16 protein-coding genes, 1 pseudogene and 1 riboswitch are annotated in these 17,786 nt (G+C 64.1%); of the genes and pseudogenes, 8 read left to right on the plus strand and 9 right to left on the minus strand.

Translation table 11 applies throughout. From position 1 onward, the window contains the following. Positions 1-197: 197 nt before the first annotated feature. Both LT988_RS18660 and LT988_RS18665 read right to left on the minus strand, forming a co-directional pair. A complete protein-coding gene (locus LT988_RS18660; protein WP_232406659.1) occupies positions 198-1,592 on the minus strand; it encodes an IS1380-like element ISTro1 family transposase in 1,395 nt (464 codons plus the stop codon). Between the two features lie 12 nt (positions 1,593-1,604). Then, a complete protein-coding gene (locus tag LT988_RS18665) occupies positions 1,605-2,456 on the minus strand; it encodes an SAM-dependent methyltransferase (protein ID WP_232407020.1) in 852 nt (283 codons plus the stop codon). A 992-nt stretch (positions 2,457-3,448) separates the two neighbouring features. Between LT988_RS18665 and LT988_RS18670 the strand changes: the two are divergent. Next, a pseudogene (locus LT988_RS18670) lies at positions 3,449-3,610 on the plus strand (phage integrase N-terminal SAM-like domain-containing protein); the annotation flags it as partial. Positions 3,611-3,650: 40 nt separating this feature from the next. Continuing rightward, the gene (locus LT988_RS18675) at positions 3,651-4,574 is read left to right on the plus strand and encodes an integron integrase (protein WP_269752063.1); all 924 of its coding nucleotides are present in this window, start codon (positions 3,651-3,653) and stop codon (positions 4,572-4,574) included. Positions 4,575-4,912: 338 nt separating this feature from the next. On the opposite strand, the gene LT988_RS18680 is transcribed toward LT988_RS18675, so the two are convergent. From LT988_RS18680 to LT988_RS18710, 7 genes are all read right to left on the minus strand, one after another. Beyond that, positions 4,913-5,302, minus strand: coding sequence for a type II toxin-antitoxin system VapC family toxin (locus tag LT988_RS18680; protein WP_232407021.1), 390 nt, complete (start codon positions 5,300-5,302; stop codon positions 4,913-4,915). Next, on the minus strand, positions 5,283-5,588 hold the full coding sequence (locus LT988_RS18685) for an AbrB/MazE/SpoVT family DNA-binding domain-containing protein (RefSeq protein WP_232407022.1): 306 nt from the start codon (positions 5,586-5,588) through the stop codon (positions 5,283-5,285). The genes LT988_RS18680 and LT988_RS18685 overlap by 20 nt, the downstream gene beginning before the upstream one ends. Before the next feature lie 154 nt (positions 5,589-5,742). Further along, complete coding sequence (locus tag LT988_RS18690; RefSeq protein WP_232407023.1) at positions 5,743-6,717, minus strand: VanZ family protein; 975 nt, start codon at positions 6,715-6,717, stop codon at positions 5,743-5,745. A 160-nt stretch (positions 6,718-6,877) separates the two neighbouring features. Further along, entirely contained in the window at positions 6,878-8,122 is a 1,245-nt protein-coding gene (locus tag LT988_RS18695) for a hypothetical protein (protein ID WP_232407024.1), read from the minus strand. Next, positions 8,119-8,592: a thioredoxin family protein gene (locus LT988_RS18700; protein WP_232407025.1), complete on the minus strand. Its 474-nt coding sequence runs from the start codon at positions 8,590-8,592 to the stop codon at positions 8,119-8,121. The genes LT988_RS18695 and LT988_RS18700 overlap by 4 nt, the downstream gene beginning before the upstream one ends. A 247-nt stretch (positions 8,593-8,839) precedes the next feature. Continuing rightward, the gene (locus LT988_RS18705; protein WP_232407026.1) at positions 8,840-10,285 is read right to left on the minus strand and encodes a TrkH family potassium uptake protein; all 1,446 of its coding nucleotides are present in this window, start codon (positions 10,283-10,285) and stop codon (positions 8,840-8,842) included. Between the two features lie 84 nt (positions 10,286-10,369). Next, positions 10,370-11,482 carry a glycosyltransferase gene (locus LT988_RS18710; protein ID WP_232407027.1) on the minus strand — a complete coding sequence of 371 codons (1,113 nt, stop codon included), beginning with the start codon at positions 11,480-11,482 and terminating at the stop codon, positions 10,370-10,372. 329 nt (positions 11,483-11,811) lie between these two features. On the opposite strand from LT988_RS18710, the gene LT988_RS18715 reads away from it, so the two are divergent. The 6 genes from LT988_RS18715 (at position 11,812) to LT988_RS18740 (ending at position 17,670) form a co-directional block, all read left to right on the plus strand. Beyond that, positions 11,812-12,399: a DJ-1/PfpI family protein gene (locus LT988_RS18715; RefSeq protein WP_269752064.1), complete on the plus strand. Its 588-nt coding sequence runs from the start codon at positions 11,812-11,814 to the stop codon at positions 12,397-12,399. Then, positions 12,399-12,884 carry a gamma-glutamylcyclotransferase family protein gene (locus LT988_RS18720; RefSeq protein WP_232407028.1) on the plus strand — a complete coding sequence of 162 codons (486 nt, stop codon included), beginning with the start codon at positions 12,399-12,401 and terminating at the stop codon, positions 12,882-12,884. The genes LT988_RS18715 and LT988_RS18720 overlap by 1 nt, the downstream gene beginning before the upstream one ends. 31 nt (positions 12,885-12,915) lie before the next feature. Next, entirely contained in the window at positions 12,916-13,377 is a 462-nt protein-coding gene (locus LT988_RS18725) for an OsmC family protein (RefSeq protein ID WP_232407029.1), read from the plus strand. Positions 13,378-13,384: 7 nt separating this feature from the next. After that, entirely contained in the window at positions 13,385-14,140 is a 756-nt protein-coding gene (locus tag LT988_RS18730; RefSeq protein ID WP_232407030.1) for a hypothetical protein, read from the plus strand. Between the two features lie 14 nt (positions 14,141-14,154). After that, complete coding sequence (locus LT988_RS18735) at positions 14,155-15,981, plus strand: RyR domain-containing protein (RefSeq protein ID WP_232407031.1); 1,827 nt, start codon at positions 14,155-14,157, stop codon at positions 15,979-15,981. A gap of 364 nt (positions 15,982-16,345) precedes the next feature. Further along, positions 16,346-16,519: riboswitch (guanidine-I (ykkC/yxkD leader) on the plus strand. Positions 16,520-16,578: 59 nt separating this feature from the next. After that, positions 16,579-17,670 carry a putative urea ABC transporter substrate-binding protein gene (locus tag LT988_RS18740; protein ID WP_232407032.1) on the plus strand — a complete coding sequence of 364 codons (1,092 nt, stop codon included), beginning with the start codon at positions 16,579-16,581 and terminating at the stop codon, positions 17,668-17,670. Positions 17,671-17,786: the final 116 nt, after the last annotated feature.

Raw genomic sequence — 17,786 nt, forward strand, 5'->3', positions numbered from 1 at the left:
TTTGCGCGGCGCTGGGCGTCACCGAGGGCGATGACCGGGACGCCGCGGGGGTTGAATGGTGGAAATACCGAGCGGCAACGGGCTTGATCAACGGGGCACGAGTAGTTTTGTCGCCGCGCAGGCGTACGATGCCCTGCCCGAGGTGGGCATAGTCGTCGTGCGCGTGCTGAAATCCCCGTGCGGGGATGTATGTGCGTCTAGGCGGGCGCCGCCCGGGGCTGCGCGTTGAAGAGCCTCTCGGTGACCTGCTGCAACAGCGTCTTGACCGGACAGCTCGAGGGCAGGTGCAGGCGCACGCGGTCTTTGTACTGCACCACGCGCACGGCGAGCTTGAACAGTTTGATGATCACGGTGGCAGGCTGGGCGTTGGCCAGTTCCGTGCCGACGAGGACCTCGGTGCGCAGCGTTTGGTGCAAGACGTAAGCGGCGCAGGAGAAGAACAAGCGCATCTGATTGGCCAAGAAGGTGCTGTCGGAAGTGCGATCGCTGGCCAGATCGTTCTTGATCATTTTGATGAAGTTCTCGTCCTGGCCGCGCGCGCAGTACAGATCGCGGTAGACGCACTCGGGACTGGGCAAGTCCAAGGAGGTGACGACGAAGCGGAGGTTGTCGCCGCGCGCCGTCACCTCGGCTTTGAGGATGGTCCGACACGCGCCGGGCCAGGAACCGGCACGGTAGTCAACCTCGTGGTAGGTGCGGGTCCGCTCGGGTACGTCGGCGTCGGCGCGCCGGGCGTTCTCGATGCGCAGCGCATGGAGCTTGCGGGCGTCGGCCAAGAACGGCTCGGCCCGTGGCGTGAGAGCCCGGTTACCCGCCAGGCCGAAGATGAAATCCGTCAACGGATCGGCCATCGCCAAGGCCATCAACTCGGGGTTGGAGAAGTGTCCGTCGCCGCGCAGGATGATGCGTGTGCGTGGCCACGCGGCCCGCAGCCGCTTGAGCACGCGCTTGAGGATCATCGCGTTCTCGGCGCCGGTGGGGCGCTTGCCGGGACGCAGCACCGCGGTGATGAACTTCCCCGAGAGGCCCTCGAAGAGAAACAGCGGCAAGTAGCAATGGTTGCCGTAGTGATGATTGTAGAACGCGAACTCCTGCTGGCCATGGGTGGCGTCTTCGGAGTGGTCCATATCGAGCACGATCACCTGCGGCGCCTTCGGGTAGCTGGCGATGAAGGCCTCGACGAAGGCCTGCGCCATGCGGTAGAGGTCGCGCGCGCCGACCCCATTCTCCAAACGCGAGAAGGTCGGCCCGCTGGCCAGGTCCGTCGTCGCATCCAGCGGCTTGCGCTCCAGCCCCAGCTTGAACAGCGCATCACGGCGCAGCGCATTGGCGTCGTTGCCGTCTTCGTAAGCACAGGCGATCTGGTAGACCCGTTGCGCGATCAGCTCACGCATCGGATGGGTGGTGTAGGACGGATGGCGCCAATCATCGATCGCTGCGCTCAACCGCTCGGTCAGGCCGATCTGCCGATCAACCCCGCGCAGAATCATGGGGCCAAAGTCAGACGACATGGCGCCGCCGTCGAAGTCGCCGCGGACCGTGAAACCGGCGACCGGGGGAAAACGCAGCTGTTCCGGGGTAGACTCGGGCATGGGCGACCTCGTTTAGCTTCTTCCGAAGCGTTCTTGGCGGAACAGCCATTTTATCAATGGGTTGAACGAGAGTCGCCCTTTTTTATGAAATATTCGGGCTAGAAGAGTTCCAGATTTGTTTACGGGCGAAAGCTGCTTTAACTCCGACACCAGCCCAACAACAGAGATATTGCGACCATCCCTTGAATTCGCTAACTGATAGAAGGAAAATTTCGCCTTCGGTCCGTATGCTGCGAAAAGCACCCTGCACAACTCAGAGTAATTTTCCGTAGCCTCGCCGCTACTAACTATCATCCTGCCGTCGCTTTCAGTGCCCATTTGAAATATGGCAACAGGGATAGAACCGTCTAACACTTGGGGGTTTTTGACAAGAAAGCCTTCGGTGTACACCTGGAGGCCTGCTTGGTTAATGTTGAGGCGTGACAGATGCAATATGCCGTCCAGGGAGCTAGTCGAGTTATAACTGTATACAGGCACCCCGCGCGCATCACACTCGCGTTCAATTTGTTGAGATATATTGTTCAAGAAAAGCACGTTTCCGTTCATTGCGAGAGCCGCCGCGCCACCATTATAGTTGTCCATCACGGCGCGCATAATCGAGCAATGTATGCTTTCCAGGTAATGCCCGGATTCATACAGATAGTTTAGGCATTCCACCTTCCCATTGATGTTTCGTATGTGGTCTTCCGTTTGACGACCATCGCACAGCAGGAATACGCGCTGGCACTTCTGCAATACGACTAACGCAGCGACTGGAATATCCCAAAATTCGTTAACCCCTAAGCCAATCAAGTGGATGCCTGCCCCCACGTCAAGGGAGCAGGCTTCTTGCCAATAATCAGTCTGCGTGATATTGACCATCACTCAGACGTTATTTGTTGTGTGCATTGTTCTTCTGCGACGCATCGGGAATCTGTCCCGAAACACGTGGACTAGCACCGCCGGGCTCTTGCGACAATTTAAAACGGAAAAGTGACCGGTCGAGATTAGCTATGGTCATAACTGCAGTTTGGTTTGGGCCTAAGGATCGCGTGGAGTTGGTGTTGGTGGGGGTCATCTTCAAAGTTCCTCCGGAGTTAGGTGTATGGTGAGTGCGCGTGGGATTAGGATCAGCCGCGTCGCGGAGAGAGCGGGGTCGCAATCGCGATCGGTGGCTGGTGGTCTGAGCCGATACATGCTCCATCACATCGTGTGCCCGTCCCGTTTGCGGAGGCCAACAGTTGATTAGACAGAGTGTCGGTCGGGTGAGATAGGCAGATTCTGTCTATCTCAGTCGGAGTATATTCTGCCTAGCCGATGCGTTGCCGACTCGCCGAACGTCTCGTAGCGTGTACACTTGCCATACACGGCATCTTGCTCGGAGACGCTAGCAGATGGGAGACGTTCAGACAACAAGGGCGACATCGGTCGATCGTTTCTGGGACCGCTTCGTTGATCTGGCTCGGGAAAACAGTGTCAAGGACACCGCCCCGCGATGGTATGTCCGGCATGCGGAGCGCTACTTGAAGGCGCTTTCCGGTAAACGCCTCGCCGAGCATACGCGCGAGGATGTAACCGGCTATCTGGAGTCGGTGGGGAGGATAGACGGAATCGAGGATTGGCAGTTCCGGCAGATTGTTGACGCCGTTCGGATGTTGCTGTCGACCGCGAACGCCAAGGTCGTTGGCGAGGTCGACTGGGCCTACTGGCGCGATTCGGCCCGAACCTTGGCACCGGACCATCCGACCATCGCTCGGGAAATGCCGGCGCGGGTTGGCGCATCACCGGACCCAGAGTCGGTCTCGGGGGCCCGCTTCAAGGAGAAGCGAAACCCGCCGTCCGCTTTGGACGAGGTGCGTCGGTCGCACCCTCGGCTGATGGAACGGCTGGCGGCGGAGATCCGCCGGCGGAAGTACTCGATCCGCACCGAAAAGACCTACGAGTCTTGGGTGTGTCGCTTCATCCTGTTCTGCGGCGGGCGCGATCCTTCGGAGATCGGCGCGGATCGCATCGTTGCATTTCTGGAGGACCTTGCGGTTCGCGGCCAGGTCTCGTCCAGCACGCAGAATCAGGCGTTGAATGCCTTGGTTTTTTCTGTTCAAGAAGGTGCTGGGTCAGACCCTAGCCGAGCTGGGACACTTCACGCGGGCCAAGCGGCCGCGACGGCTGCCGGTGGTGCTGAGCCGCGGCGAGGTCGCCCGCCTGTTGGAACAGCTCGACGGCATGCCGCATCTGATGACCGCCTTGCTCTACGGCACCGGCATGCGGTTGATGGAGTGCGTTCGGCTCCGAATTCAGGATGTAGATTTCCAGTATCACCAGATTGTCGTCCGGGACGGAAAGGGCCAGAAGGACCGTGTGGTTCCCTTGCCGAAGCGGTTGGAGCAGCCGTTGACGGAACACCTGGAGAAGGTGCGGGCGCTGCATCGGCAAGACTTGGAGCAAGGCTATGGCGAGGTATTTCTGCCGGATGCCTTGGCGCGCAAGTGGCCGAAGGCTCCGCGCGAATGGATCTGGCAATATGTGTTCCCGAGCGGCAGGCTGTCGGTCGATCCCCGCAGCGGCAAGACACGCCGCCATCACCTGCACGAGAACGGGCTCCAGAAGGCCGTGAAGCGGGCCGCTCAGATTTCGGGAATCGCCAAGAAGGTCAACTGCCATTCGCTGAGGCACTCCTTTGCGACGCATTTGCTTGAGACCGGTTACGACATCCGCACCGTTCAGGAGCTGCTCGGTCACGCGGATGTGTCGACGACCATCATCCTAGATTCGGCAGCTGAACGGCCCCTGGAGTGCGTCCCGCGCGGTGTCCGGCAAGGCGCAACGAGGCGGCGTAGTGGTTCTACGACAACGAGTTGCAACGCCGTCGGGCGCCGCGCGGGGCGTGCTCCAGGGGTCGTAGCGGCCTTCACCCAACCGGTGAGCCACTTGACAAGCGCGATCGTTAAAGCCGTCAAGACCTTGCATGAAGCACGAAGCGGTCAACTGCCGAATCTAGGATGACCTATACCCATGTCCTCAATCGCGGTGGGCAGGGCGTGCTGAGTCCGCTGGGTGGCCTGTTGTAGCGCTCGCTCTCTGCCGGCTGCGTTCCATCCCAGCGGTCCGCGTGTTTCTAGTCGGCAGCGCGGAAGAATCTTGCGATCTCTTTCAGAGCCATGCCGGTATGGGCCTCTGAAGAGGCGGTCGGGGGTGTTTGAGTGGATGATGCCTGGTGCGATCGTTGGAATCAGCGGCGGCGGACGCCGGGATTCGGTTTCGCTGAGCCCGGTCTGGGGGGTCTTCCGGAACCGACGACGGTACAGCACTCGGGCGTCTGGGTCGTTCCCGAATCGTAGCGCTCAAACCACTACAATCCCCTTCGCTTGAAGTCTCTGCGCGAGCTTGATCAGCTTGTCATCGAAGGTTGCAAAGTCGATTGCCTTTGTGCTGCTGGCGACATGCAGCGCATCGGCAAAATCCATACCCTGCTCATGCCAATCGAGCGCCTTGGCGACAACGCCTATCGTTTCGACCTCGACCTGTTGAAGGCCGATGACTTTTCGCAACGCGCTCACGATGGTCTCACGGGAGAGCTTGTAGGAGAATCTGAGCACCCACTCCGTTTCCAGCAGCACCGTCTTGGTGAGGAAAATACGCTCGCGCTCGAATAGCGCGACGGCTCTCGGACTCTGCTCGGGATCGTCATTGGCGACAATCCGCACGACGACGTTAGTATCGACCGCGAGCATGTCTTTCGCTGACTCCCCGGGCGATTGCTTCTTCCATATCATCCAAGGATTTGGCGGGACCTCGGTAGCCCGCGCAGCCCACCACATCACTGAGCACCGTTGTCGGGACGGGCTTCTTTGGCCTTAAAACAATGCTGTCCGGACGTTCTTCGATCTCGAACTCGGTCCCCTCCGGCCAGTGATACTGTTCCCGAATGACCTTGGGCAGTATGACCTGTCCCTTGCTGGAAAGACGTGTTGTTTCCATGATGTTGTCGACAATCGGTACCCACGAAACGTAAGACATGATCTTACTCAGAGCGAAGGGCTCACGCAAGATATGCCGTCCGTCGAGCGTGAAAGCGACGGAGAACCGGGACGGCGGTGGTCGAAAAAAGCGACAAAGAGCCACCTCGATGGTGCCTGTGCTCGACGCTTCCGGGCCGACGGGGGATTTGCATTCAGGCGCTGGCGCCACTCCGAATTGCCATTCGTGCGAGCGCGGCGCCGACCCCTGCACCGAGGGTATTGAGGACGAGATCGGTGACCGAGGGGTGGCGGGGCAGCAGGATCTGCAGCGTCTCGATCGAGAGGCTCAAGGCCGCGCCGAGGAGCATGATGTGCACGATGGAGAGGCGGCGTCCGAAGAGGAGCAGGAGCAGGGCGCCGAAGGGGATGAATCCGAAAAAGTTGATGTAGATGTCGGCGTTCGCGTAGTAGGCCCGTTTGTGGTCAATGTCCCAGGGGTTGAACGACCTCATCTCCCACCAGCTTCCGGGGAGATCGATCTCGGCCGGATCCAGAACATCGATGGTGCGGCCGTCGATGTCGACCGAGGCGGCGCGGATCTCGCCTGTCCAAGCCCGCCCGTAGGGCAGCTCGTTGCCCATGGCCAGCGCGTACTCGGGATTCCATTCGGGGAAGGGGGAACCGGACAGCGCCTGCTCGACACGGGCTTTGTCGTCGACCGTCACGGCCAGTCGACCCGGCTCGACCCGCACCCGTATCTCGTGCCAATCGGCGTCGCGGAAGATGTCGGCCAACTTCAGGGCGGGCGTGCCGTTGGCGTCCGATCCCGGGCGGCGCACGCGGATAACGAGATCAGCCCCCTCCTGTCCGAGTGTCAGGTTGCGATCCGAGACACCGTCGGAGATGGTGAAGAGCCGGGCAGGCCCGCGTTGATCGGGATTGTCCGTACGCGCAACGAGCCTTAACTCAAGTCTGCTCGTGTCCTGCAGGGCGCTCAACCACTCCGGAGCACCGGAGGTACGTGCGATGCCGACCGCGGGGAACGACAAGCCCCCGTCGGCCGTGCGTTCGGCCTGATTCACGACATGTTTCGGGGGCTCGAAGGTGAAGGGGTAGAGACCGACTGCCCAATAGACGAGCAGAAAGGGGATGAAGATCAGGATCTTGATCTGGCCTCGGCTCGGCATGTCGTGCGTGTCCTTGCGGTCTTTTTAGGTGATTGCAGGGAGAGGATTCACTGGCGGGCGCACGAAGTCGCCGCTACAGCCCCGACAGGTCTTGCAGGCATGCGCCGTTGGGATGTTCACGTCCGGCAGTCGGGTTGTGTCGAAATCCTTAACGCAGGCGTCAGTCGGCGCGCCGCCCGAGGCGATATTGGATGTGGGTCGGGCCGCCCTTGGTCTCGCGTGTCACCCAAGCGGCGTGGAGATTCCCGGCATCGTCCAGGGCGATGGACGGATGGCCCTGCTCCTCGGGGCCGGAGGCTCCGGGTAGGGGGAAGTCGTCGCTCCAGGTGCCGTCGGCGTACCAGCTCAGGAGGATATCGCCTTGTCCTTCGCGCTCGTCGGTCCAGGCGACGACAAGCGTGCCGTCGGGGTGGCCGGCGGCGCTGACGTGCCATTGCGCGGACAGCTCGCCGAAGTCGTCCTGTACCCGCTCGTTCCGCCCGAATCCATCCGGGCCGAAGTGCCCGGCATAGACATCGTAGCCGTGACGGAAGTTGCGTTTGTCCTCCCAGGCGGCGAGCAGGCGATCGGCACCATAGGGCGCGATCGCGACACGTGCCACGCCATGACCTGCACCGTAGGGCATCTGGGGACCGGGCGGGTCCTCGCTGATGCGCACCGGCGGATCGAAGCGACAGGGCCGACCGGGTGCGCTCGCCGCGGCCATGATGATGGTGTGACCGGGACGGCGATCCTCCCAGGCGACAACGAGCCGGTCGCCGACCTGTGCGGCGGTCGGGAAGAGTTGGTCGGCAACCGGGGTTGCGGCGTCCGCCGGACAGCGCGCCTTCACCGCCAGGCCGAGCGGGCCGTCGCGGCCGAGCGTCGCCGTCATGATCCGTCCGACACCGGTCTGTCGATCCGCCCAGACCGCGACGAGATCCCCGTCGGAGCCGTCCAGGGTGACCTGCGCTCCTCCGGGGCTGAGCTCCAGAGGCGGTCCGAGCCCGTCCGGGGTTGCGCGCCTGACGAGGATCCGTCCGTCCTCCTCCCAGGCAACGGCGAAGCGGCCATCGGGCAGGGCGGCGATGCCGGGTTCGAAGGCCTCGCCGTCGCCGCTGATCTGGATAGCGGAGGCAAAAACCGGGCTATTTGGATCCTTCAGTGCCAGATAGGCGTGCGGGGTCCCCGCGTGCTCGTCGTCCCAGACGACGGCGACCGTCCCGTCCGAGACAGCAAGGCTGCGGCGTCCGGCGGACGACATCTGGTGAAAGACGCCCGCCGAGGCACCGATCACCTCGATCGGCGGCTCATCGAATGTCCAGGGCTGCGCCTCGACCGCTCCCGGGGCTGTCGCCCAAGCTAGACCGGCAACAAGTACCCCGGCGCGGGGTGCGTGGACCGGACGCCCGGCGCAACGGCTCACGAGGCACCCGCGACGGCCAGTGCCTCTTGGATCTTGGCGTCGGCCTCGAGCAGATCCTCGATCCGCTGCACGCCTACCAGACGCAAGACCGTCTCGCCGTCCGGCGTCATGAATGAAAAGACGGGCGTCACGAAGGCGTCGTAGCGGGTCCCGAGCTCGCGCTCGGTGATGCGCTCCCCGCTGGGCAAGCGCAGGCGCTCGCCGCTCTCGGCGTCGACGTAGGCGAGCGCGTAATGCGCGGAATAACGCTCCTTCACCTGCGCGTCTGAGAAGGCTTCCTTGTTGGTCTTCTCGCAGTAGCCGCAGCCGTAGCGCCCGAAGTAGACGAACAGCGGTTTGCCTTCGTCCCGCGCCTGCTGCATGGCCTGGTCGAAGGGCTTGAAGGCGTAGCCGTCCGGTGCCTCGGCCCAGGCTGCGGCGCCGGATATCAGGAGTAGGCCGAGGAGGGTCGATCGAGCGAATGGGGGCATGGGTTCAAGCTCCCGCGCGTGCGATGAATAAGGGTTGCGTGCCGGCACATTAGCAGAAGGCGGTGCGGATCGGCACCCGGGCTTGTTCGAAACTCAGGCCATCTTGGCACTTGGCACAGAGCGCCAAGGGGCATGCGTGACACCGAAGAGCGGGTGTCATGAGCGACTGAAGGTGACGGTTTAGGTCGCCGGTCCTATGGGGGCCAGTATTCGTTCGAACGCCCGGCGAGTCGAGATGATCCGTCGCTCAACGCCGCCAGAAGGCCGGCGAGAGGATCACCAGGATGGTCAGGATTTCCAGCCGCCCGAGCAGCATGGCGACGACACCGAGCAGTTTGCCGAGATCACTGACCGATTGAAAGGTGAGGGCGACCTCGCCGAGTCCCGGGCCGAGATTATTCAGACAGGTGGCGACGGCACTGAAGGCATCCAGCGGGGCGAGCCCGGCGTGGATCATCAAGAGCGTCAATGTCGTGACCGCGAAGGTATAGAGCGCGAAAAAGCCCCAGACCGAACGTGCAAGACGGGGGTCGACGATACGTCGGCCCAACCGCAGCGGCAGGATGGCGTGCGGATGGATCAACTGACCCACCTCCTGTGCGCCCTGCTTGACCATCAGCAAGACGCGCAGCACCTTCATGCCGCCGGCGGTCGAGCCCCCGCACCCGCCGACGAAGCTGATGTAAATCAGCAGGAGCGGGAGGAAATCCGGCCAGTGCGCGAAGTCGACGGTCCCGAACCCGGTGCTGGTGACGATGGAGACCACCTCGAAGGCGGCATCGCGCAGGCTGGCATGCAACTGATCGTAGGGACCTTCCATATATAGGATGAGGCCGACCAGCAGAACCGTGGCGAGCACGAAGCCGAGGAAGGTCCTGGACTCAGTATCACGCAGGTACTGCAGCGGATTGCGATCGAGCCAGACCAGGTAGTGGACGCCGAAATTGATCGCGGCGAGCAGCATGAAGACGACGGCCACCCCCTCGACGGCGGGACTGTGGAAATAGGCGATGCTGGCGTCGTGGGTCGAGAAGCCGCCGGTGGAGACCGTGGACAGGCTGTGGGAGACGGCATCGAAGGGGGACATCCCCGCAAGCCAGTAACCGAAGGCGCAGGCGAGAGTCAGCGCGAAGTAGATCAGCCAAAGCGCACGGGCGGTTTGGGTCAGACGAGGGGTTAGTTTCTCCTCCTTGAGCGGCCCCGGCGCCTCGGCCCGGTACAGCTGCATCCCGCCGATGCCCAGCATGGGCATGACGGCGACCCCGAGCACGATGAGACCCATTCCGCCGAACCACTGCAGCTGCTGGCGGTAGAAGAGCAGCGAGCGTGGCATGGTATCCAGGCCATCGATCACGGTCGCACCCGTCGTGGTGATCCCGGAGGTGGATTCGAACAGGGCATCGACAGGCGAAAGACCGAAGCCGTTCATCAGCGGCCACGCACCCAGGACACTGAGCAGAACCCAGAAGAGGGTCACGACCAGATATCCGTCGCCCACGCTCAGCTCGCGCGCGCGGCGCCGCCCGATCAGCCAGAGGAAGGCGCCGCCCGCCAGTGAGCCGACCATCGGCCAGAGGAAGTGCACGACCTCCGCCTCCCGATACCAGACACCCACCAGGATCGGACCGATCAAGGTGATGCCGAAGATCAGCGCATAGATCCCGACGATCCGACCGACCAGGACCAGGTTCATGGGCGCTCCCGAGCGCCGTTGCGGGTTCCGGCGAAGCTGCAGGTACAGAGCACGGGGTGCGCCGAGGGAGCCGGGCGAGCAGACTCAGCGTGTGACACCGAGCACCTCCAAATAGCGCTCGGCGCTGCGGGCTTGGGTGTATTCGGACACGGCGGAGCGCAGCTCCTCGCGGGGCAGCGGATGTGCCAAGGTGCGCTGGATCGCATCGGCGAGCGCATCGACATCCCCGACCGGAACCAGCGGCCCGTGGCGTCCGCCGTCCAGGAGCTCGAACGGACCGCTCGGGCAATCGGTCGAAACGACCGGAACGCCGAGCGCCATGGCCTCGGTCAGGACGTTCGGCGAGCCCTCCCATGCGGACGACAGCACGAAGAGACGGGCACGCGCGAGATAGGCGTAGGGGTTGACCCGAAAGCCGAGCAGGGCGACGCGATCGCTTAAACCGAGCTCCCCGATCAGCGCCTCCAGCTTGGCTCGGCCCCCGCCCTCGCCGAGAATCCCGAGCCTATAGCCCGCGTCGCGCGGCAGCCGCGCGAAGGCCCGAATCAGGGTCGGAAAATCCTTCTGACGCTGCAGGCGTCCCGCGCCCAAGATGAGAGGCGGCTCGCCCGGGGCGAGCCAGGGGTGTGGGCATGGCTCGGCGGCCAAGCGGTTCAGCTCCGGGGTGATGACAGGATTTCGGATCACGCTGATCTGCTCGCTCGGCAGGCGAGCGATCCGGGCGGTATCCTGTGCGACGCCCTCGGAGACGGCGACGATGTGATCGATCCGCGGGTAGAGCAGACGGATCGGTGTATAGCGCAACCACCGCTCGGCTCCGGACCTTTCGGCCATCGCCGCGGAGAGGTGGGTGCCCAGACGCATCACCAGGCGGGTGTCCGTGCCGGCCAGCGCGCGCGCCAGCACGGCGGCCCGGCCGGCGCGATCCTTGGCCGCCAGCAGGGCTGCGGGGCGACGGAGCCGAAGATAGCGGGCGAGCGCCGGGGCGGCGAGCGCACTGTGGCGGGTACCCAATTCAATCCTGTTGACCTCGGGCGAGAGCCGGGCCAGGTGTGGGCCGGAGGCGCGCATCAGCACCAAATCGACAGGCTGACCCAGGTCAAGGACGCCGTGGATGAGGTTCACGAGCATGCGCTCGACCCCGCCGGCACCCGAGAAGGATGCGAAGACGGCGATGGGGGTCTTGTTGCTCGGCATGGGGTCTCTCGTGGAGGATGGTGTCGGCCCGTTCGCACGCCGACCGAGTGGGCCGGAACGCTTCGATCGGGGGTGGCACTGCGGTCGAGGTCGGACCGTTTGGCGAATCGGCGTTGTAGGGACGAGCCAGGGCGAAGTTGACCGAGTCCTACGCCGGCTCTGGTGGACTGCGCTGTGCTTGCCCACCCTACGGCGCTTGTCCATTTGGGCCGGTCCGATGAATGACGCCGGCGTCGCGTCCATCGGCCTCGGGCCCCGGCGATCGTCGCCTTACACGGGTGTTATAGTTTGGTGTCTGCACGAGCATTGAACACAACGAGGACAGAATCATGGCGGTGAAGAAGATCCTGATGCTGGTCGGCGATTATGTCGAGGACTACGAGGCGATGGTACCGCTTCAGGTTTTGCAGATGGTGGGTCACAACGTCCGGACGGTCTGTCCGGACAAAAAGCCAGGCGATTGGGTGCGCACCGCGATCCACGACTTCGAAGGCGATCAGACCTATAGCGAAAAGCCGGGGCACCGCTTCGCGATTACCGCCGACTTCGATACGGTCGATCCGGCCAAGTACGACGCACTGGTCATCCCGGGCGGTCGCGCCCCGGAATATCTCCGCCTGAATCCAAGCGTCATCGAGTTGGTACGCCATTTCGCGGCCGGCGACAAGCCGATCGCATCGATCTGTCATGGCCAACAGATCCTCGCCGCCGCCGGGATTCTCGAAGGCAAGCGGTGCACCGCTTACCCCGCCGTGCGCCCCGAAGTGGAGCGCGCGGGCGGCACCTGGTGCGAGGTCAACGAGACCGTCTCCAATGCCTACACCGACGGCAATCTGGTGACTGCCCCGGCGTGGCCGGCCCATCCGGAGTGGATGCGCAAGTTCCTCGATGTGTTGGGCACCCGCATCGAGACCTAATGAGACAGCGCGTCTTCGTTTACGGGACCCTGCTGCGCGGAGAGGTCAATCACCATCTGCTCGCGCCGGCGGAGTATCTCGGGTCGCATCGCACGGCGGCCTGCTTCTCGTTGTACCTGCTCCGCGCCTATCCAGGCGCGGTGCGTGGCGGCGCAACCGCGATCCGAGGCGAGGTCTACGGCGTGGACCGCGCCGGCCTGAGTCGGCTCGATCGACTCGAGGACTATCCCGCACTCTACGACCGCCAACTGTTGGCGACGCCGTACGGACGGGCTTGGATCTATCTTTTTCGCGGATCCGTGCGCGATCGACCGCTGATTCCCGGCGGCGACTGGCGGACCTTCGCGGCGGATCCGGACTCGATCCGGGCCGCGGGCGTGCGCCGGGTGCGGGATCCGAAGACCCGCGGTCCGTTGCTCGGCGAGACGAGCTGCAAGACGATTGCGCAGCCTAGCGAATTGGAGACGGACCGCTCGCACGCCTGATACGTTACCTCTTGAAGTTGGAGTCACCCCGATGTCCGAAGAAGGCCGTTTCAAGATCCATCTCGAGCAGCAGGAAGGTTTTCAGATCAATGTCGCCTTCGACTGGAAGCGCGCCGCGGATCTGCTCATGGACGAGCCGCCCCCGTTGGGCGAGCAAAAAGGACCGAACGCCTCCCGCTTGCTTGCCGCCGCGGCGGCCAACTGTTTGAGTGCGAGTCTGCTCTATTGCGTCTTCAAGGAAGAGCCGCCGGACAATTGTCTTCGCGCCGAGGCAGTCTGCGTCATGGTCCGCAACCAAAAGAAGCGGCTGCGCGTCGGGCGGATGGAGATCACCTTGATCCTCGCGGAGGCGGTGACGGCATCCCCGCGCTTTGCGCGTTGCAAGGATCTCTTCGAGGACTTCTGCGTGGTCTCGGCCAGTATCCGACAGGGAATCCCGATGCGCGTGACGCTTCGGGACGAAGCCGGCAACGTCCTTCACGAGACGGAATAACGTGCCGTTGGAGGAGAGGACCGACCCCGTCGGTCTTGCGCCGTCCGTATGGATCGCCGGTCCGCACGCGCGCGCCGAACCGGGCGAGCTTGATGCCGCCCTAGCCGACTTGGGCTTGACCGACCCGAGACCCGTTCTAACCTTGGTCGGCGGTGCCGCGACTCTGTCCGAGGAGATGGCGCCCGCGTTGCTGAGCCTCTTCGAGTGGATCGCGCCGACACTCGACGCGCTCGACGCGGCCCTCATCGACGGGGGCACCGCCTTCGGTGTCATGGCGCTGATGGGGCGGGCACGCCGCTGCACGGGTGCACGCTTCCCGTTGATCGGGATCGCGCCGCAAGGTGCCGTGACGATCGACACCGGCGAGTCGGCTCCGCCCGTGGGCAAGGACGACACGGTGCGGCTCGATCCAGACCATACCCATTTCATGTTGGTGCCGGGCGACGGATGGGGCGACGAGTCGCCCTGGATCAGCGCCGTGACCGATCGTCTGGCGCGGGGGCGCGGAACATTGATGCTGGTCGCCGGCGGCGGGGAGATCACCCGTCTGGATGTGGCGCACCGATTGCGCGCGGGCGGTCGCGTTCTGGTGCTGGCCGGCAGCGGCGGCACGGCGGACCGCCTTGCCGATTGGCGTCGCGACGGCGGGAACCTTCCCGATACCGATATCGGAGAGTCCGGGCGCGACCTGCTGGAGGTGTTGAGCTTGGCGGACGCACACGAGACGCTGCCGGCGCTCGTCGAGCAGGCCCTCGCACGCTGAGGATGCGAGACGGGATGCCCTTTGCCTTCGGCCCCTTTCCTATCTTGGTCTGCGGACCCGGGCCGCTCGCGGATCTGGTCATCGACGGTCTGGGCCTGGAGGGCCGCAAGGCCATACGGATCGACGCCGATCGCCTGGCGACGCTCGATCCGAAACGGATTCGAACCCTCATCCTGGCGGATCACCCCGACGCATCCGTGCTGGTCGAAGCCATCGCTGCCCGTGCCGACCCGCGCGGACGGCTGAGGCGGCGAGCGACCCTGCGGGTGATCCTGATGCACGGTCAGGATCCGCCACCGCCGCTTCCCGTCCCGGACCCGAACGGGCCCCTGCGGCTGGAAACCTTCGCGATCCGTAATCGCGCCGCGCGTACCCTGCTGAGCCGTTGGCCGCTGCACCTCGGCATGGATCCGTGCTTCGGCCAGCGGCCGCATCTGCTCATCGCCGGCTTTGCCGATCCGGCCCGGGAGATCCTGGTGCATGCCCTGCGCCTCATCCAATACGGGAACGGCCGGCCGCGCATCAGTGTCGTCTGCGCGGACAGCGATGCGGTCGGGTCCGCGTTCCTGGGTACCTATCCGCAGGCATCCGAGGTCGCGGACATCCGATTCGGTCCGATCGAGGACACCCCGAGGATGCTGCGCGAGGTCGGCTCGAAAGCGGCGGGAGCCGACACCGCGCCGTCGGCCGAAGCCGTGCCCGTCACACTTGCCGTTGTCTGTCTCGCGGATGCGCCGGGAGAGGGTGTCGAGACCGTTCGGCAGCTTGCGCGTGACCTTGCCGAGATCCAGGGTGTTTCACCCCCGATCTTGTTCGAGATCGGTCTGCCGCGCGAGGTGGGGACTGCAACGGCGCGGGGTCGGATCGAGGATTGGGACGGTCAGATCATCCCGGTCTCCTATCTGCGCGAGGTCTGCCGGGCCTCGGTGCTGCTCGACGGACGCGACGACGAGGTCGCCCGGACCATCCACGATCACTATCGCGACAGCATCGCCGCACAAGGCCGCGATCCGGACGGCGAGCCCGCGGGTCAGCCTTGGGAGCTGCTGGCGACATCCTATCGCCGGGCCAATCGTCATCAAGCCGATCATGTCTGGGCCAAGCTCGCCGTGACCGACGCGCGGGCGGTGCCCGAGGAGATGGTCGAGTCCTTCGTGTTGACACCCTTGGAGGTCGAGCGACTCGCCGTCATCGAGCACGAGCGCTGGGCGGCGGATCGTCATCTCGACGGATGGAGCTACGCACCCGTGCGCGACAACCAACTCAAGCACCATCCACAGCTCATCCCCTACGCCGATCTTTCGGAGCCGATGAAGGACCTGGATCGCTTCGCGGTGCGGGGTTTGCCGACCTTGCTTGCGCGCCAGGGGCTCGGGATCCTGCGCCTGCTGATCGTCGGTATTCCCGAGCCCGCAGCGGGCTGTCCGGGCGGCATGCGGTTGCGGCGGCTCGCCGACCAAGCCGTGGATCGACTGGTTGAACGCTACCCGGATCGTGCCCTCGTGCTCGCGTCCACCCTGACCGATCGTCGCGCGCGCGAGCTGGTGCGAGAAGCGATGGATCGCGAGCAGGGCGTGGGACTCTTTTTGCTGCTTCCGCGCCCGCTGGGGCATGTCCTTGCCGAGCTGCCCGATCCCTACGACCGACGGGATTTCTTGACGCTTGCGGTGCGCGCCGAACGGCGGATCGGCCTGAACGGCGAGAAGGCGCTGGCGACCTGGCTGTCGGAGCGCGCCGACATCAGTCTGATCCTCGGTGATCGGATCCCGACGGGCGCCCTCGAAAAGCGGGTTCGACTGGATCCGGTGGGGGCGGGTCTCGACTGGAACTTCGAATACTGACGGAGCGATGGCCCCCAGGCGTCTCAGCAGGATTGCACCGCAAGTGGGCGTCGATCGCTTCGGAATGCGCTGAATCTGTGCGGGCGCCCAGGTCCCGATGAACACTCGCCGGGATGCCGGGGAGCTCGAGACGCTGTCGCACCGCTTGGTCTTTCCCTTCGCCAGGCATTCCGCGCCCAGGTGAGCGAGAACGTTTAAACAAGGCATTAGACTCTCCGCGTCCCCGCGCCAGAAGGCGCCGGGGGAGGGGTCCGACCGGCCACTCGCAGCGTGACCTGCCTTCGTTGGCGCACGATTTGCAAATTCACCGCATAGGAGAACCTGCAGGTGCGTCTTTTGCGCTGCAGCTCACGCGACAATTCGGCAAATAGGTGGCTAGGGTTCCGATCCGCTGACCGCGGGTGTCTGGTCCGAGAGCTGCCGACCTGATCCGCCGATCCGTCCGAACACCTTCCCGAGCCGGCCAAAACCGAGCTTTGAAAGGTCCGGGGCGCATCGACCGGGACAGGTTACACGGCGGGATAAAAGCCCGGGAGATCACCTGCATGCAGGTTCTCCCGCGTTCCGTTTCGTAACCTGACCTCGGGAGAGCCTGCCATGACCTTTACTCCGTCCAATCGCTCCAAGACCCGTGCCGGCCGCGTCCTCGTGCCGGCGCTGCTCCTACTTGCAACGCTCTCTATCTCCGGCAACGCGCTGGCCAAGGATCAGTTCCGGATCGCATGGAGTATCTATGTCGGCTGGATGCCCTGGGACTACGCCGCCCAGACCGGCATCGTCAAGAAATGGGCGGACAAGTACGGGATCGAGATCGAGGTCGTGCAGATCAACGACTATGTCGAATCCATCAATCAGTACACCGCCGGGGCCTTCGACGGCTGCGTCATGACTAACATGGACGCGCTCACCATCCCGGCGGCCGGCGGCGTGGATTCCACGGCACTCATCGTCGGCGATTTCTCCAACGGCAACGACGCCGTCATCCTCCGCGACAAGACCGAGTTGGCCGAGATCGCCGGTCAAGAGGTCAATCTGGTCGAGCTCTCCGTCTCGCACTATCTGCTGGCTCGTGCGCTGGCCAGCGTGGGTTTGAGCGAGCGCGATGTCACCGTCGTCAACACCTCCGACGCCGACATGGTCTCGGCCTTCGCCTCGGGCGGCCCCACGGCCGTGGTCACCTGGAATCCGCTGGTCTCCGAGATCCTCGCCATGCCGAAGACCACCAAGGTGTTCGATTCGAGCCGGATCCCCGGCGAGATCATCGATCTCATGGTCGTCAACACCGAGACCCTCGAGGCCAACCCGGCGCTCGGCAAGGCCCTGGTCGGCGCCTGGTACGAGACCATGGCGATCATGTCCAAGGACGACGAGGCCGGCCGTGCCGCGCGCACCGCGATGGGCAAGGCGTCCGGCACGGATCTCGCCGGCTACGACGCCCAGCTCGCCAGCACCAAGATGTTCTTCGAGCCGGCCGACGCGGTGGCCTTTGCCAAGGGCGATCAACTGCCGCTCACCATGGAGGAGGTGGCGAGCTTCTCCTTCGACCATGGCTTGCTCGGCGAGGGTGCACCGAACCCGGGTTTCATCGGCGTCGCCTTCCCGGGCGAACGCTACTTCGGCGATGACGGCAACCTGAAGCTGCGTTTCGATGCGTCTTACATGCAGATGGCGGCAGACGGGGCGCTGTGAGCTTGGAGCCGCCGGCCTCCGGCCCTTAGCCATCGGCATCGGCCATCGCTTACCAGCGTTTCGTCATCAAGGCTGCGGGCGCCTTGACTGGAGAGCCGGTCAGGCGCTCCTCGTGC

The sequence above is a fragment of the Thiocapsa bogorovii genome (assembly GCF_021228795.1).
Lineage (GTDB): Bacteria > Pseudomonadota > Gammaproteobacteria > Chromatiales > Chromatiaceae > Thiocapsa > Thiocapsa bogorovii.

Excerpts from the sequence above, each read along its gene's own strand:
- LT988_RS18690 (WP_232407023.1), bottom strand. The coding sequence starts at position 6,717 with ATGCCGAGCCGAGGCCAGATCAAGATCCTGATCTTCATCCCCTTTCTG.
- LT988_RS18735 (WP_232407031.1), top strand. The coding sequence starts at position 14,155 with ATGCCCTTTGCCTTCGGCCCCTTTCCTATCTTGGTCTGCGGACCCGGG.
- LT988_RS18715 (WP_269752064.1), top strand. The coding sequence starts at position 11,812 with ATGGCGGTGAAGAAGATCCTGATGCTGGTCGGCGATTATGTCGAGGAC.
- LT988_RS18675 (WP_269752063.1), top strand. The coding sequence starts at position 3,651 with ATGCCTTGGTTTTTTCTGTTCAAGAAGGTGCTGGGTCAGACCCTAGCC.
- LT988_RS18725 (WP_232407029.1), top strand. The coding sequence starts at position 12,916 with ATGTCCGAAGAAGGCCGTTTCAAGATCCATCTCGAGCAGCAGGAAGGT.
- LT988_RS18740 (WP_232407032.1), top strand. The coding sequence starts at position 16,579 with ATGACCTTTACTCCGTCCAATCGCTCCAAGACCCGTGCCGGCCGCGTC.
- LT988_RS18710 (WP_232407027.1), bottom strand. The coding sequence starts at position 11,482 with ATGCCGAGCAACAAGACCCCCATCGCCGTCTTCGCATCCTTCTCGGGT.
- LT988_RS18705 (WP_232407026.1), bottom strand. The coding sequence starts at position 10,285 with ATGAACCTGGTCCTGGTCGGTCGGATCGTCGGGATCTATGCGCTGATC.
- LT988_RS18720 (WP_232407028.1), top strand. The coding sequence starts at position 12,399 with ATGAGACAGCGCGTCTTCGTTTACGGGACCCTGCTGCGCGGAGAGGTC.
- LT988_RS18700 (WP_232407025.1), bottom strand. The coding sequence starts at position 8,592 with ATGCCCCCATTCGCTCGATCGACCCTCCTCGGCCTACTCCTGATATCC.
- LT988_RS18680 (WP_232407021.1), bottom strand. The coding sequence starts at position 5,302 with ATGCTCGCGGTCGATACTAACGTCGTCGTGCGGATTGTCGCCAATGAC.
- LT988_RS18685 (WP_232407022.1), bottom strand. The coding sequence starts at position 5,588 with ATGTCTTACGTTTCGTGGGTACCGATTGTCGACAACATCATGGAAACA.
- LT988_RS18660 (WP_232406659.1), bottom strand. The coding sequence starts at position 1,592 with ATGCCCGAGTCTACCCCGGAACAGCTGCGTTTTCCCCCGGTCGCCGGT.